Source organism: Deltaproteobacteria bacterium (assembly GCA_016874735.1).
Taxonomy (GTDB): Bacteria; Bdellovibrionota_B; Oligoflexia; order Oligoflexales; family CAIYRB01; genus CAIYRB01.
Window position 1 is genome coordinate 146020 of sequence record VGTI01000003.1, and the last position, 14525, is coordinate 160544.

Below are 14525 nucleotides of genomic sequence, written 5' to 3' on the forward strand. Positions count from 1 at the left end.
CAGGTGTAATCACATAAACGAAGTAAGGAAACTTTCAAGGATTGCCAGTCCGTCCGCGCTTCCACCTATAAGTAAATCAGTTGCACGCTCCGGGTGGGGCATAAGTCCCAGCACTCGCCCGTTTTCACTGACGATACCGGCAATGTTATCGAGTGCACCATTAGGGTTGGCATCTGCAGTCGCCGCGCCATTTTGATCAACGTAGCGAAATGCCACCTGACCGTTATCACGTAATCGCTGCAGTCCATCGTTATCGATGTGGTACCGACCCTCTCCGTGTGCGATCGGTACCCTGAGACGTCGACTAGCAAGTGAGCGACAGTATACGGATTCACCAGACCCAGCCATTAAATCAACTGCTTTACAGATAAATTTCCGGCCTTGGTTGCGAAGAAGAGCACCAGGTAACAAGTGAGACTCTGTCAAAACTTGAAAGCCGTTGCAAATACCGAGAGCTGGCCCTCCGCTAGCAACAAAGCTCTTTACCGCGGCCATAATTGGGGAGTGCGCAGCTAGAGCTCCGCTCCGAAGATAATCTCCGTAGCTAAAGCCACCAGGTAGCAATACCGCATCCAGATTAGGCAGAACTCGCTCCGTATGCCAGACGGGCTGAAGCTTAATGCCGAAATGACGCCAAAATGCATCGGCACAGTCTCTATCGCAATTAGAGCCAGGAAATTCGATCAGGCCAATACGCGGCACGCCAGTCGCAGTTATCCTTTTCATGGCGTCACAACTTCCTGACTTGAAAGGTCTCAGAGACCGGATTAGCAAGGAATTCACGCGCCACACTTTCGACCAACGCAGCCCCTTGACCGGACTTGTCATCGACAGTCAAGATATAGCGCTTGCTGACCTGGACCGATCTGACGCCATCGTATCCGATTCTTGCCAGGGTCTCTTGGATCGCCCGAGCCTCGGGATCAAGAACTTCCGGTTTTAACTGCACCACAACTTCAAACTCAGAACTATCAGGCGAACCCACCGAGGCCATGCTAACCCTTCCGCATCAATCCTCGCCGCCGCCAGCCTTTTTCTCCGGTCCTGAGCCGCAAATCGAGGCGTTAAGATAATCCCTATTCATTCGAGCAATGAAACGAACGCTGATCTCTTTCGGACATACCGCTTCGCATTCAAACTGATTGGTACAGTTTCCAAAACCCTCTTTGTCCATCTGCTGGACCATACTGAGAGCCCGACGCTGACGCTCCGGTTGACCTTGGGGTAGCAAGCCCAGATGCGAAATCTTGGCTGAGGTAAAAAGCATCGCCGACGCATTCTTACACGCAGCCACGCACGCTCCGCATCCAATACACTGCGCAGCATCCATCGCCTGGTCTGCAGTATCCTTTGGTATTGGCAAGCAGTTAGCATCTTGTGCACCACCTGCATTTACCGAAACATATCCGCCAGCTTGGATTATCCGATCAAAGGCCGACCGGTCAACAACAAGATCCTTAATAATCGGAAAGGCCTTGGCTCTCCATGGCTCAATGTAAAGCTCGTCGCCATCTTTGAAAGAACGCATATGCAATTGACAGGTAGTCGTGGCCTTTTCCGGGCCGTGAGCTACTCCGTTAATCATGAGCGAGCAGGAACCGCAAATACCCTCGCGGCAATCATGCTCGAACGCTATGGGCTCCTCACCTTTACTGATAAGGTCTTCGTTAACTACATCAAGCATCTCCAGGAATGACATGTGAGGACTGACGTTAGGAGCGTCATAAGTCACCATTTTGCCACTAGACTTTGCGTTTTTTTGGCGCCAAACATGCAACTTTAGCTTCATTACTTATAGCTCCTCGTCGCGAGCTTGATGTTTTCATAAACCAAAGGCTCTATGTGACGCTTCGGAGCCTTACCTTCGCCTTGATGCTCCCACACCGCCGCATGGGAAAAATTTGTATCATCGCGTTTGGCTTCGCCCTCAATTTGGTACTCCTCGCGGAAGTGACCCCCGCAGGATTCCTCACGGGTTAACGCATCAGCGCACATGAGCTCACCAAACTCAAGAAAGTCGGCCACGCGCCCAGCTTTTTCAAGTGATTGGTTTAAGTTTTCACCCTCACCAAGCACACGGACGTTTTGCCAAAACTCCTCTCGCAGAGCGGGAATCTTTTGCAGAGCCTCACTTAAACCAGCACGGTTCCTGGCCATGCCGCACTGATCCCACATAATGCGACCAAGTTCTTTGTGAAAGCTATCAACAGACCGCTTTCCATTGATGCCGAGCAACCTTTGGAGTCTACCGTTGACAGCAGACTCCGCTTCTTTGAAGGCATCGCCTGACGGGGTCACAGGATCACGACTCACACCTGCCAAGTAGTTACTTATCGTGTAAGGCAGGACAAAATAGCCGTCAGCAAGACCCTGCATGAGAGCACTTGCGCCAAGGCGATTTGCTCCATGGTCGGAAAAATTAGCCTCACCGATTACAAAAAGACCTGGAATCGTGCTCTCTAGGTTATAGTCCACCCAAAGTCCACCCATCGTGTAATGGACAGCAGGGTAGATGCGCATCGGCACCCTATAGGGATCCTCACCAGTGATTCGTTCGTACATCTGAAAGAGGTTGCCGTAGCGCTGAGCGATGACATCTGACCCAAGTCTCTGGATAGAATCGCGGAAATCAAGATAAACACCGAGACCATGCTCTCCTACTCCGCGACCCTCATCACAGGCCTCCTTAGCCGACCGCGATGCAATGTCCCGAGGCGCTAGGTTGCCGTAGCTTGGGTATTTGCGCTCGAGGTAGTAGTCGCGCTCCTCCTCGGGAATTTGCTCCGGTGAGCGCCTATCGGCGGACTTTTTAGGAGCCCAAACACGCCCGTCGTTCCGTAACGATTCCGACATCAGTGTCAGTTTACTTTGGTAATCACCACTCACTGGAATGCAAGTTGGATGAATTTGCGTAAAACAAGGATTACCGAAACCTGCGCCTCGCTTATAGGCACGAAACGTGGCGGTGACGTTAGATCCCTTGGCGTTAGTCGACAGGTAGAAGACATTACCATATCCGCCACTGGCGAGCACGACGGCGTGGGCTGCAAAGCTCTCGACCTTGCCAGTTACCAAGCTGCGAACCACAATACCTGTGGCTTTTCCGTCTTTAACTACCAGGTCCAACATCTCTGTGCGCGGGAACATCTTCACTTTGCCAGCAGCAATCTGCCTTTCAAGCGACTGATAAGCTCCCAAAAGCAACTGCTGCCCAGTCTGCCCCCGAGCGTAGAAAGTACGAGACACCTGGGCACCGCCAAAAGACCTATTGGCGAGCTGACCACCATACTCCCGCGCAAAAGGGACGCCTTGCGCTACGCACTGGTCAATGATGTTGCGGCTAACCTCGGCCAAGCGGTAAACATTGGCCTCGCGAGAACGAAAATCACCGCCCTTGATTGTGTCGTAAAACAGCCGGTAAACGCTATCGCCATCGCCCTGGTAATTCTTGGCTGCATTAATCCCGCCCTGTGCCGCAATCGAGTGCGCACGTCGAGGACTGTCCTGAAAGCAAAAGCAAAGCACATTGTAGCCAAGCTCAGCCAAAGTTGCCGCCGCAGACCCCCCGGCCAACCCAGTGCCTACTACAATGACTGTATATTTTCGTTTATTTGCCGGATTAACTAGCTTGGCATTGCCTTTGTAGCTGGTCCATTTGTCGGCCAATGGGCCGGATGGGATCTTGGGATCGAGATTCATCATCGCCTCACTGTTGAATTATTGCACTAAGCCAAGCAGCACCGAGACAGGAATACTGGAAAAACCTAAAGCCAATACAACACCAAGAATTGGACCAATGGCACGTATCATCGAATTGTACTTGGGATGGTTTAGTCCGAGCGTTTGGAAGAGACTTGAAATGCCATGAGAGAGATGCGCACCAAGTAAAACCATTCCAACAACGTAACTAAATGAGACCATCGGGCTCTTAAAAGAGCTCACCAGCATGGTATAGACATCTAGTTGGGCAAACTCAGGATTAGTTACGCGAAAGGTCAGGTGCGCTAAGTGATATACGATGTAACTCAACAGCACCAACCCACTGAGTACCATCGAGCGCGATGCCGCCTTGGCTTTCGTATATGATTTTTTAGCGTAAGCTACGGGTCTTGCATTTTTATTATGAATGTTTAGCTTGATCGTAAAAAAGATGTGCAGTCCGACCATGGCCAGAAGACCAAGGCGCGCCACCCACAGCAAGGCCCCCTTGCTGTGGAGCCATTCAGAGTATGCGTTGATGGCATCTCTGCCGGCAAAAATCAGCAAATTACCCGAAAGATGGGCTACAACAAATCCCACCATAGCCAAACCTGTCAAAGCTACTGCTGACTTAGCCCCAATTGATGAACGAATGTATTGTTTAAACCAGGACATCTTCAACCCCTGCGGAGAAAACTGCCACACGAACTAAACTGAACTGACTATATTGTACCGCATCTTGATGAGAAGCGTTTTATTGATCGGGCCCCACAGTAACATCCACGGATTTATTGGCAACAAATAGCCGTGTGGCAACTCGCTGGACGTCACTCGCGGTGACCCTGCCGACAGCCCTTGGATATACCAAGAAATCGTCATAGCCGAAGCCGTAAAGCTCCATCAATGCCATGGTGCTAGTCTGAGCATCGCTTTTTTGCAAGCCCATCTCGTGCGACCCGACAATATAGCTTATCGCACGCTCTATCTCTGTCGAGGACGGGGGCCTAGAGACAAGATTTTCAAATTCAAGGCGCAGTGCTTCCATGGCACGTTCACGCTTTTCAGGGGCACAGGCTATGTAGGCTCCCACCAGACCAGGGTCACACCCATAACTGACCAAGGGGCTTACGGAATATGCTAAACTCTGCCGATCTCTCAACTCTCTGAAAAGGCGGCCACCATGGCCACCCAACACGGTCGTCAACACGTCTAGGGCAGCCCTATCGGGATCATCCCAAGTCAGTCCCCTAAAACCGTAGGCTAGGTGCACCTGCTCCCTTGCCTTACAAATCGATTCGCTGCCAAACGCGCTGGTTCCTAACTTATCTGACGTGTTAAATTGCCGCCTGGACGCTTGCGGGGTAAAGCCATCGAGGGCCTCTGAGATTAACGCCTCAACTTCCGCAGTAGATAGGTTGGAGGCAACAGCAATCACCCACGGTCCGGACCCTACAACGCTCTCGTAGGTATCCGCTAAATCCGTGAGCTGGAACTTAGCCACCGTTTCCAGTGTTCCAGTCACTGGATTGCGATAAGGGTGCTCACCAAATAGGCGCTCTTGAAACTTACGTACACAGATACTACTCGGCGAATCTGTTTGTGCGATTAAACTTTGCATGATTTCGCGTTTCGTCGAAATCCACTGCTGCTCGGGAAACACCGGACTTAAGAACGCCTCCCGGAAAAGTCGCAGCATCTGATCCGTTTGCTCTGACAAGCACTGCATGTGTATGCCGGCCGAATCCTTCCCGCTGAACCCTTCGAGGCTCGCCCCCAGCCCCTCTACCTGAGTAACCAAGGACTCAAAACTACGCTCCTTACTGGCCATTCCAACTAAAGAGAACATGGCATTGTAAAGTCCAGCCGTGACGGAGGACTCCGCACGCAAGCCACCCTCGGTAGCCGCGGTCAGTGTAAAAAGCTCGACGTGGGGATTCGATCGATGGATCAGCTTAAGCCCATCATTAATTTGGATGATTTCAGCCTGCTTTGTGCCAATGTCGGGTCGTTTATTTATGAGCGATGAAAGTCCATAAGGGGAGCCGCGCCGACCAGCCAAAACTCCGGCACGGAACTGCGCACGCAAATCAGATTCGTCGCCTTCCATATCATTAGGTATCAGCGCGACAATGGCCGCATCTTCTGGTTTCAGCCACCGCCTCGCCGCTCCTTGCACCGCTGTCTCCGGCATGTGATTGATCATCGCCATGTAAACATCGTCATAAAGCAACTTCTGCGAGGTCCGAAGACCGAAACCTAGGGCTCGCGCCTGACCATCCACCGTTTCTTCTTGATAGATACGATCTGACCTGAGATTAGCTCGGGTACGACTCAGTTCATCCCCAGTTACGGGCTCCACGTTTGAAATCAGAGAAACTTCGCGTGCAATACCTGCGATCGATGCAGCCAGAGAGTCTGGGCTCACCAGCGCACTAATCTCAAAAATTCCACCAAAAAATGGTGAATAAACCGAAGCGCTGATACTTGAAACAAGGCCTTCTTCATCACGAAGGCGACGATTAAGACGACTCATCTCCCCTGCACCAAGGGCAAAGGCCGCTACATCCAATGCGGTGCTATCTAAGTGCTCCAGCGATGGAGCTGGATAAACTACCGCCAACCGAGGTTGTTGATAATCCCCCTTGATTAGGGAGACTTTCGGCCAATCCTTGCTTGGCACTGGACGCATTGGCGCACGCGGTTGTGCTAGATCCTGTGCGCTGGACTCAACAATTAGTGAGCCGAACGTACTCTCCAGTTGAGCAAGCATCGCTGCGCCGTCAAATGACCCGGTAACCACCACTTTGCAATTATTGGCTCGGTACCATTTTTTATAGAAATCGACCAATTGCTCGCGGGTGAAACCCGATACACTCTGTTCTGACCCAATAATTGGACGTCCGGCCTCCGAGCCCTCAAACATGAGCTCAAATACGCGGCGCCCTAAAATGCTCCCCGGGCTATCGTTCGATCGTCTGATCTCCTCAAGAATGACCTCACGCTCACGCTCTACCTCGGACTCATCCAGTAAACTGAAGGCAAACGCATCAAACAACAGGTCAACACCTAGGTCCGCATAAGCGGCGCCAAGTGTTAAGTGGAAGACAGTCTGATCGAATGTGGTATATGCATTGATCTCCCCACCACAAGCTTCAACTGTTGAGGCAATTTCTCCGACCCCTCGTCGGGCCGTTCCTTTGAAGAGCATATGCTCAAGAAAGTGCGCCATGCCTCGCTCATCGGAAGCCTCGTGCATGGAACCCACACCAACCCAAACCTGAATAGCTACCACCGGTGTAAAGTGGTTCTCTTTGACGACAACCTCAACACCGCTCGGGAGTATTTCGTGAATCATTACATAGCCATTTCTACGTTCAGTGTTACAGCCTGGTGGGCCGCTGATAATTTGAGGTATGGCCGAGAGGCCGTATATGCAAGGCTAAAATTCTTGCTACTGAGCGAAATTCCGCCAGCTAATGCGTTGCGATCGTCTGTGAGCGAAGCTCCATAAGAGCCCAAAATTTTTAAATATTCCTGAACCTGGAAGGTGCTGGATACAATCACCAGCCGTTCGGGTTTATCCATGCCCCGAGGCGTTGCAGTGGTGCCAGCATTTGCAGGTACCTCAAAGCTATCGACACGATCTCGTTGCCGGATGTCAACGTTGACGGCGAATAGCTGACTAAATTGGTAGGCTGTGCCTAGACGAAAGGTGCGTGGAGCAAAGTCACGCACCCGCTTACTCGCCAGATTCTGCGCCGAGGCGCCGATGGTCCAACCAGTTGAAATCGTACCTAATAGTCCCATATTGAGGCCCACGCCCGTTAATCGCTGCTCTCCCTGCTTGTAGAACAGCGAATCAATGGTCGGCTTAGTATCGATATAAGTCCCCCCGATCCCAACCGAAATGCCCTCAAATTGTTGAGCCAAAGCAAGGGACACGCGCCTGGTTACCGGCGAGTCATAGGAAAACTCTGCTGAACGTTGGTCTTCTGCTACCTTGGGGTACTGATAATCCTCGGTGAAGCTGTTGTAGCTGAAACCAGCCGCCACCGGAGCACTGGTTGTATCAACAACGCCAAGTTGGTAGTAATCGCGCCCTGATGTCGGCCAATGGTACACACCGTGGACTACATAAGTTTTCGGTGCGATCAGTGCCGCAGGGTTAACGGTGATAGCCGTGAAGCTGTCGGTCCCACCCGCCCCGCTGTTTAGTGTCGCAACGCCCAATCCGCTGGTTACTTCGAACTCATCGGGCACCCTATGGTCGTCTGCGGCGAAAACCGGAACAGTATTGGCCAGTATGAGCCCGGCTAATACGAAATTCTTCCCACTGAAAACCATCCCGCCACCTCTAGGCTTTAACGGCATCCTTGGCAGTCGGTTGCTTCGTCAAACCTGACACATTAGACTTCATGACCTTGATCGCAGTGTTATTTGCCACCTCTATGGTCACAAATGACTCAGCCACAGCTCTGACCTTACCAATAATGCCACCAGAAGTTACAACCTCGTCTCCTGCCTTTAGATTGGTCAGAAGATCGGCATGCTCTTTGGCCTTTTTCTGCTGCGGCCTAATGATAAGAAAGTACATGATAAATAGAAAACCCACTGGCATAGCCAGCATCTCAACTAGCGAGGGGCTCTTGGCTGGTGCCACTTCGGTCGCTTGCGCCATGGCGGTAGCCGCGTTAAGAATGAGTTGAATCACAAGTTATCCTCCGGCATATGGGAACCGGCCGACCTTAGCTGAATAAGTTGGGACGATCAAGGTATTGGCAGAGGCAGTTTCGAAAACAACTTGATGGACAGGATATGCGCCTCGACCTAGACGAACTTAATAGCCCCCAAAGGGATGCCGTTACCACAATTGACGGGCCTGTAATGATTCTCGCTGGGGCGGGTACCGGCAAAACCCGGGTCATCACTTATCGCTTAGCATATATGCTGGGTGCGGGCATCCCGGCCGAATCGATTGTGGCTCTCTCCTTTACAAACAAAGCCGCCAAAGAGATGTCTGAACGGGTGCGCAGGCTCATTGGGGAGCGTGCCAAAAAGTCGTGGCTCGGTACCTTTCATAGCTTCTGTCTGAGCCTGCTTCGACGATTTCCGAACGAGGCGGGTCTAACTCCCGGGTTCAGCCTGGCGGGTACTGCAGACCAGCTCGATCTGGTACGCAAAGGACTAGAGGAAAAAAATTGGGCCGGTCTGTACCACATAGACCAGTTGCACCACCAAATTGGAATGGCCAAGAATCAGCTACTCACGGCCGAAGACCTTAGGTCTGGTAAGGGTGTTGGTCGCGTTGGCATCGACAACCAGGTGCTTTCGGAGGTTTTCGATCTTTACGAGCGCCAACTTCGTCTCAATCGAGTCATTGATTTTGATGATTGCATATACAAAACTGTGTTGATGCTTCGGAGAAATCCCAGTATTTGCGAGAGAATCCAACGTGAATACAGATATTTCATGGTAGATGAGTATCAGGACACCAATACCTCTCAGCTTGCCGTATTGGAGCTGTTGGCTAGCTCTTCGCATGATGTCTGTGTGGTTGGGGACGATGATCAATCAATTTATTCGTGGCGCGGGGCTATGTACGAGGTCCTGGAGCGCTTTGAACAACTATTTCCGAACACTAGGGTCATCAAGCTCGAACAAAACTACCGTTGCTCTAACGTAATCTTGGACGCTGCCAATACTGTTATCCGGAACAATCAAAGGCGCAAAGAGAAGACACTGTGGAGCGCCTCTCAAGAAACCGCGCCGATAGTTCTAAGCCCTTGCGAAGACGAAACCGCAGAGGCAAACTTGGTGGCAGAAAAGTGTATAAGCTTGATGGGTGGCGGTCTTGAGCCCCGCGATGTAGGAATACTATACAGAGCCAACAAGCAATCTACCCCGATTGAGCTAGCTCTGAGAGAGGCGCGCCTACCATACCGTACTTACGGAGGCCAAAGTTTTTTCGAGAAGAAAGAGGTCAAGGACTTTGTTTGCTATCTACGTCTTGTACTAGACTCTGAGGACAGACTGGCCCTGTGGCGCATTGTCAATACACCGAACCGTGGCATCGGCCTGAAAACCTTAGAACGCATTGAAGACCAAGCAAAATCCACGAAACTTTCCCCATTTCAGGTTATGCGAGATCTGAGTCAATTAAACGGCAAGGCTGAGTCAGCCATGCGCGCTTTTGTCCAACTCATTGATCAACTGCGCGAGCTACCTCTAGACACCGCTGACCACTACGAGGCCCTTGGCTTGCAGATACTGAAGTTGTCGGGACTTGAGCAGGGCATACGCTTGCGGACCGAGGATACAGGCTCGCGAGAACGTAAAATTAGCAATTTGCGGAGTTTACCCAAGTGGTTCGGCACTCTTGCCAGAGAGTCCAGTGACGATACTGGCAACGTCAATGTTCGTGACCTGCTTGATTCGCTAGCCCTAGACAACGATAGGAAAGAAGAAACCAAAGATGGCGGCAATCACATTTCCTTGATGACGATTCATGCCTCTAAAGGCCTTGAGTTTCCAGCCGTTTTTGTGATTGGACTCGAGGAGGAACAATTGCCTCACAAGAACAGCATTCAAGATCCTCAGGCATTATGTGAGGAGCGACGACTTTTCTATGTTGCACTGACCCGGGCTAAGAAAAAGCTCCACCTTAGTTACTGCCTCGATAGAAGTTCTGGTTATCAAGGTAAACAGTCACGTCAGCCCTCTCGGTTCCTTGACGAAGTGCCAGCTCAAACCTTTCTGCGCTCAGACGATGCCGTCAATTTAGCTAATAGGATTTCGTCGGAAAACGAACGCAAGGCCCAGACGGCAAAGCGACTAGGTTCCTTGCGGGAAAGTCTTAATGGATGGCGTCGCTAGCGGATGACTTCGGCGTCGAGTAGACCCTTTTCGTTAACAAACTCGCGCAGCTTCTGCAGTATCCTGTTCTCAATTTGACGCGCCCTCTCCCGCGTGACACCGTATCTGTCGCCAATTTCCTGTAAGGTAAGTGGTTCCTCTGACATCATCCGAGCATCAAATATCTCTAGGTCTCGGCCTTTCAAAGTACTTCGAAAATCATTGAGATGATCAGAAAAAATCCGTCTTACTTCCTCATTGGCAAGTACGTCCTCTGCTCCGCTGCTTTCAGAGGACAGTAGCTGCCCCCTGGTAGTCGCGTCAGGCTCGTTGCTAAGAGGGGCATCTAGAGAGACATCAGGGGCCGCAAGCCTGGCCTGCATCTCCTCGACGTCTTTTTCCTTCACATTCAAATGCTCTGCCAACATTTTACTGTCGACATGGTCGTACTCCTGCAGCAACTTACGCGCAGTTCTCTCGAGATTGTAATAGAGCTTCCGTTGATCGGCCGTAGTGCCAATCTTAACTTGACTCTTGTTGTCCATAATATGCTTTAAAATATACGCTCTGATCCACCAAGCAGCATAACTTGATAATTTCACGCCTTTGTATGGATTAAAGCGCTTGACCGCCTGCATTAAGCCATAGTTACCCTCTTGAATCAAATCCAACAAATTAAGCTGGGCCTGCCGGAAATCATTAGCTATCTTTACTACTAGACGCAGATTTGCCGTAACTAAACGATGAGCGGCGTGGACATCACCGTCATCGAAGTGTTGGCGGGCCAACTCGTACTCTTCCTCTGGTTCAAGCAAAGGATATTTTGCGATTTGCTGTAGGTAAAGTTGTAGCGGAGATAAGCTCGATGGTGACTTATCGCCAGTCCGAACCGCTGGGAGTTTAGACACGGACCTAGCCCCCTCATAACGAAAGGCAGAAAACGATGTCAGGGATCGGCATCATAACAAATCCCCATTCTAAGTTGAACAAACGAAATCCAAACCGACAGGCGTACCTGGGATTTATTCTCGGTTCGCAGGGTCAGTTGGAGGTCACTAACTCATTAGAAGACTTAGAGCGAGTCGCGAGAGAATTCAAGAGCAAGGGTATCAGCGTCCTAGCCATAAATGGCGGGGACGGTACTGTTTCGCGCACTTTGACGGCTTTTTTGAAAGCTTACGGCTCCGAGCCAATGCCGAAAATAGCTATTCTCAAAGGCGGTACGATCAATGTCCTTGCGAACAATTTGGGTATCCGGGGAACGCCCGAACAGGTGTTGTTCCGATTGGTCGAGTGGCACTCACGCGGAGACGCCATACCGGTCAAACGCCTGAGGACTGTATCTATTGACGGCATGCATGGCTTCTTGTTCGGTAACGGAATTGCCGCATCCTTTTTGAAAGAATACTACAAACGCAAAACTAATGCTTTAGGTTCCGGGGCCTTAGTACTCGCTGTCTGGTTTTCCAGTTTCTATCGAGGACACTTGTTCAAAAACGTCTTCGTCGAACACGACCAAAAATTATCGAGCACTAACGCCAAGCAAACAGAGCTTAAGTCTTGTGTCATGTTTGCATCGACACTACTGAAACTACCACTAGGAGTCCCTTACTTTTATTCATTGGATGACCACCCCGATGAATTTCAGACCGTTGCGTTCACGACACCAGTTCAAGATGCGTGGCGACTACCTTTTGAGTTCATAAGGGGACAGCGAGGGCCAACTAAGGATAAAATAAGCTTTTGCTGCAAATCCCTCAGTATCGAAACAAGGGAGCCGTTCGACTACACTTTGGACGGAGAATTGTTTACCGCCATAACTGGCAAATTAACCTTAGAGGTTGGGCCCCAACTTGAATTTGTCGTTATCTAAAACCAATACAAACGTGCTCCCACCCCCTCCACCAGCTGACGTTGCCAAAGCGCTCAAAGTCGCCGCGGTCAACATAGATTGGCTTGCAGGAGACGGTTCAGATCGCTGCTATTACCGGATAACTGGTCCGGAGCTAACCGTGCCATTAGTGTTGATGCAGCTCTCTGGCAGCGATGCCCAAGCCTTAAAAGATGGCGGATACGACTGGATCAACATAGCCAACCTACTAAGTCTTCACAAAATCTTCGTCCCTCACGTTAGCTGTACGATGCCCGATCATGCCGCCTTAATCATCGAGGATTACGGTGACCAAATGCTCGAAGGATCGGTTTTCACGTTGTGGGAGAAACACGATTTAGCTTCTCTTCGGCAACTTTATTTGGGGTGTATGGAAATCATCACCAAATTTTTAAGCGTCGAGAAAAATCCTGATTCTGTCTGGTGCCAGCGCGGATTTGATACAGAGCGATTTGTTTGGGAACTAAAATTCTTTTTACAGAAATATGCCTTTCCAATCGCAGGTATTTCTTTCAGCAAAATGGAGGAGGCTCAGTTTCAAAAAGAGGCCACGTCTCTGGCTGAGCTTTTGTCCTCGGGTTCAAAATATTTTGTTCATCGTGATTTTCACTCAAGAAATGTAATGGTGAAAGAGACGAAACTTGCCGTAATTGATTTTCAAGACGCAAGATTAGGGCCTGCTTCTTACGATTTGGTGTCACTTTGTTTCGATTCTTATGTTCCGTTCTCAAGTGAGATGCGTACCGAACTCATGAACACGGGACTAAACGTGATCCGTCAGCAACTAGGAGATTCTATCTATCAAGATGCAAATGAATTCTGGCGCCCGATGCTTTTACAGCGACAATTAAAGGCGATAGGTAGCTTTGGTTACCTAACTGTCGACAAAAAGAGACATAATTACTTGAAGTACGTAGGGCCAGCTCTCAATACACTAGAAACTCAAAATATTGCGGACCAAAGGTGGCCTCTTTTATCTGACACTCTGATACGAAGGATGCGCATCAGCCTGGATAAAAATTTTTATGGAAAGTAAATACAAAGGACTCGTTCTTGCGGCGGGATTCGGTTCGAGACTGAAGCCATTGACTGACTATTATCCCAAACCCCTTGTGCCTTTTGCTGGGAATACGCCTCTATCGCTTGCTATTTCAAAATTTGAAAATTTCGGTATCAAAGATATCGCAATAAATTGTCACTACCGATCCGACCAAATCCAACAAGCAGTAAACTCAATCCAAAGGTCAAATAGTAGTTTAAAACTAAAATTGTCTCATGAGCCAGATATTCTCGGTACCGGCGGCGCCCTCAACCCTTTGAAGACTTGGCTTGGCGACGCGTCCTTGGTGATAATTAACGGCGATGTAGTTTCGACGCTACGGCTTGAGGATTTAGTCCACGCCCACAAAGATCATGCCGCTTGTGCAACAATGGCCTTACTTAGTTCTGTAATACCTGGGGAAAGTGCGGTTTATCACCGAGATGGAAAAATCAAGGCGATTACAAAAAAGGAACCTCTAGCCGGCGCGGTCCCGGGCAATTTTGCCTGCGCCCAAGTTGTAAGCAGACAATTTTTAGAACTTTTACCTGCCGACGGCACTTTCGACATCATTTCCGAAGGATATCTCCCTGCATTAGCGGCCAACTTACCGATCGCGTCGTTCATCCACAAAGGCTATTGGCACGATTTAGGCACGCCTAAATCCTACTTCGGAGCGTTACTCAACCTATTTGATTTAGCCAGCAGCACTGCCAGTGAAAATTTTGCGACGAGCAAAATGGTTTTAGATCATCCTCGGCAAACCTTAATTCACCAAGAAGCTCGAATAGACTCGCTAGCCAAAATCGGGCCCAAGACCATTCTAGAAAAGGGGGCTACCGTGGCAAAAAATGCCGTGGTCATGGAGTCAGTTATACTCCCGGGTGCTCAAGTCGGCGCCGGAGAGAATATACATCGCATGATCATAGGCGCAGAGTTTAGACTAAACATTTCCTTTGACTAATCTAACTACAGACGACCATAGTTGGGGAAGATAAGTGGACGGTGCTGTAAAAACTTGCTTGGTCTTCTGCCTGACGACTG

General features: G+C 50.1%; 13 protein-coding genes. 4 read left to right on the forward strand and 9 right to left on the reverse strand.

Going from position 1 to position 14525, the window contains the following annotated elements:
• Positions 1-9 precede the first annotated feature (9 nt).
• The 8 genes from purQ to yajC form a co-directional block, all read right to left on the reverse strand.
• The gene (purQ, locus tag FJ146_03390) at positions 10-726 is read right to left on the reverse strand and encodes a phosphoribosylformylglycinamidine synthase subunit PurQ (GenBank protein ID MBM4250990.1); all 717 of its coding nucleotides are present in this window, start codon (positions 724-726) and stop codon (positions 10-12) included.
• Between the two features lie 4 nt (positions 727-730).
• Positions 731-994 (reverse strand): phosphoribosylformylglycinamidine synthase subunit PurS, encoded by a 264-nt coding sequence (purS, locus tag FJ146_03395; protein ID MBM4250991.1) that lies wholly within the window; start codon positions 992-994, stop codon positions 731-733.
• A gap of 15 nt (positions 995-1009) precedes the next feature.
• Entirely contained in the window at positions 1010-1789 is a 780-nt protein-coding gene (locus FJ146_03400) for a succinate dehydrogenase/fumarate reductase iron-sulfur subunit (protein ID MBM4250992.1), read from the reverse strand.
• Entirely contained in the window at positions 1789-3699 is a 1911-nt protein-coding gene (locus FJ146_03405; protein MBM4250993.1) for a fumarate reductase/succinate dehydrogenase flavoprotein subunit, read from the reverse strand. Before FJ146_03405 ends, FJ146_03400 begins: the two co-directional genes overlap by 1 nt.
• 18 nt (positions 3700-3717) lie before the next feature.
• Positions 3718-4374, reverse strand: coding sequence for a succinate dehydrogenase cytochrome b subunit (locus FJ146_03410; protein ID MBM4250994.1), 657 nt, complete (start codon positions 4372-4374; stop codon positions 3718-3720).
• Between the two features lie 79 nt (positions 4375-4453).
• Positions 4454-7054: an insulinase family protein gene (locus FJ146_03415; GenBank protein MBM4250995.1), complete on the reverse strand. Its 2601-nt coding sequence runs from the start codon at positions 7052-7054 to the stop codon at positions 4454-4456.
• Complete coding sequence (locus tag FJ146_03420; GenBank protein MBM4250996.1) at positions 7054-8043, reverse strand: hypothetical protein; 990 nt, start codon at positions 8041-8043, stop codon at positions 7054-7056. The genes FJ146_03415 and FJ146_03420 overlap by 1 nt, the downstream gene beginning before the upstream one ends.
• 10 nt (positions 8044-8053) lie before the next feature.
• Positions 8054-8410: a preprotein translocase subunit YajC gene (gene yajC / locus FJ146_03425; protein ID MBM4250997.1), complete on the reverse strand. Its 357-nt coding sequence runs from the start codon at positions 8408-8410 to the stop codon at positions 8054-8056.
• Positions 8411-8514: 104 nt separating this feature from the next.
• On the opposite strand from yajC, the gene FJ146_03430 reads away from it, so the two are divergent.
• Positions 8515-10572 carry an ATP-dependent DNA helicase PcrA gene (locus tag FJ146_03430; GenBank protein MBM4250998.1) on the forward strand — a complete coding sequence of 686 codons (2058 nt, stop codon included), beginning with the start codon at positions 8515-8517 and terminating at the stop codon, positions 10570-10572.
• Here the strand turns inward: FJ146_03430 and FJ146_03435 are convergent.
• On the reverse strand, positions 10569-11501 hold the full coding sequence (locus FJ146_03435; GenBank protein ID MBM4250999.1) for a sigma-70 family RNA polymerase sigma factor: 933 nt from the start codon (positions 11499-11501) through the stop codon (positions 10569-10571). The genes FJ146_03430 and FJ146_03435 overlap by 4 nt on opposite strands.
• Between FJ146_03435 and FJ146_03440 the strand changes: the two genes are divergently transcribed.
• Genes FJ146_03440 through FJ146_03450 form a run of 3 tightly spaced genes read left to right on the forward strand, consistent with a single transcriptional unit; the run spans position 11495 to position 14445 of the window.
• A complete protein-coding gene (locus tag FJ146_03440) occupies positions 11495-12424 on the forward strand; it encodes a hypothetical protein (protein MBM4251000.1) in 930 nt (309 codons plus the stop codon). The genes FJ146_03435 and FJ146_03440 overlap by 7 nt on opposite strands.
• Entirely contained in the window at positions 12405-13478 is a 1074-nt protein-coding gene (locus FJ146_03445) for a DUF1679 domain-containing protein (protein ID MBM4251001.1), read from the forward strand. The genes FJ146_03440 and FJ146_03445 overlap by 20 nt, the downstream gene beginning before the upstream one ends.
• A complete protein-coding gene (locus tag FJ146_03450) occupies positions 13468-14445 on the forward strand; it encodes an NDP-sugar synthase (GenBank protein MBM4251002.1) in 978 nt (325 codons plus the stop codon). Before FJ146_03445 ends, FJ146_03450 begins: the two co-directional genes overlap by 11 nt.
• Positions 14446-14525 lie beyond the last annotated feature (80 nt).

Coding starts and splice junctions, on each gene's coding strand:
- FJ146_03430 (MBM4250998.1), top strand. CDS start 8,515: ATGCGCCTCGACCTAGACGAACTTAATAGCCCCCAAAGGGATGCCGTT.
- FJ146_03400 (MBM4250992.1), bottom strand. CDS start 1,789: ATGAAGCTAAAGTTGCATGTTTGGCGCCAAAAAAACGCAAAGTCTAGT.
- FJ146_03405 (MBM4250993.1), bottom strand. CDS start 3,699: ATGAATCTCGATCCCAAGATCCCATCCGGCCCATTGGCCGACAAATGG.
- FJ146_03450 (MBM4251002.1), top strand. CDS start 13,468: ATGGAAAGTAAATACAAAGGACTCGTTCTTGCGGCGGGATTCGGTTCG.
- FJ146_03420 (MBM4250996.1), bottom strand. CDS start 8,043: ATGGTTTTCAGTGGGAAGAATTTCGTATTAGCCGGGCTCATACTGGCC.
- purS (MBM4250991.1), bottom strand. CDS start 994: ATGGCCTCGGTGGGTTCGCCTGATAGTTCTGAGTTTGAAGTTGTGGTG.
- purQ (MBM4250990.1), bottom strand. CDS start 726: ATGAAAAGGATAACTGCGACTGGCGTGCCGCGTATTGGCCTGATCGAA.
- FJ146_03410 (MBM4250994.1), bottom strand. CDS start 4,374: ATGTCCTGGTTTAAACAATACATTCGTTCATCAATTGGGGCTAAGTCA.
- FJ146_03415 (MBM4250995.1), bottom strand. CDS start 7,054: ATGATTCACGAAATACTCCCGAGCGGTGTTGAGGTTGTCGTCAAAGAG.
- FJ146_03440 (MBM4251000.1), top strand. CDS start 11,495: ATGTCAGGGATCGGCATCATAACAAATCCCCATTCTAAGTTGAACAAA.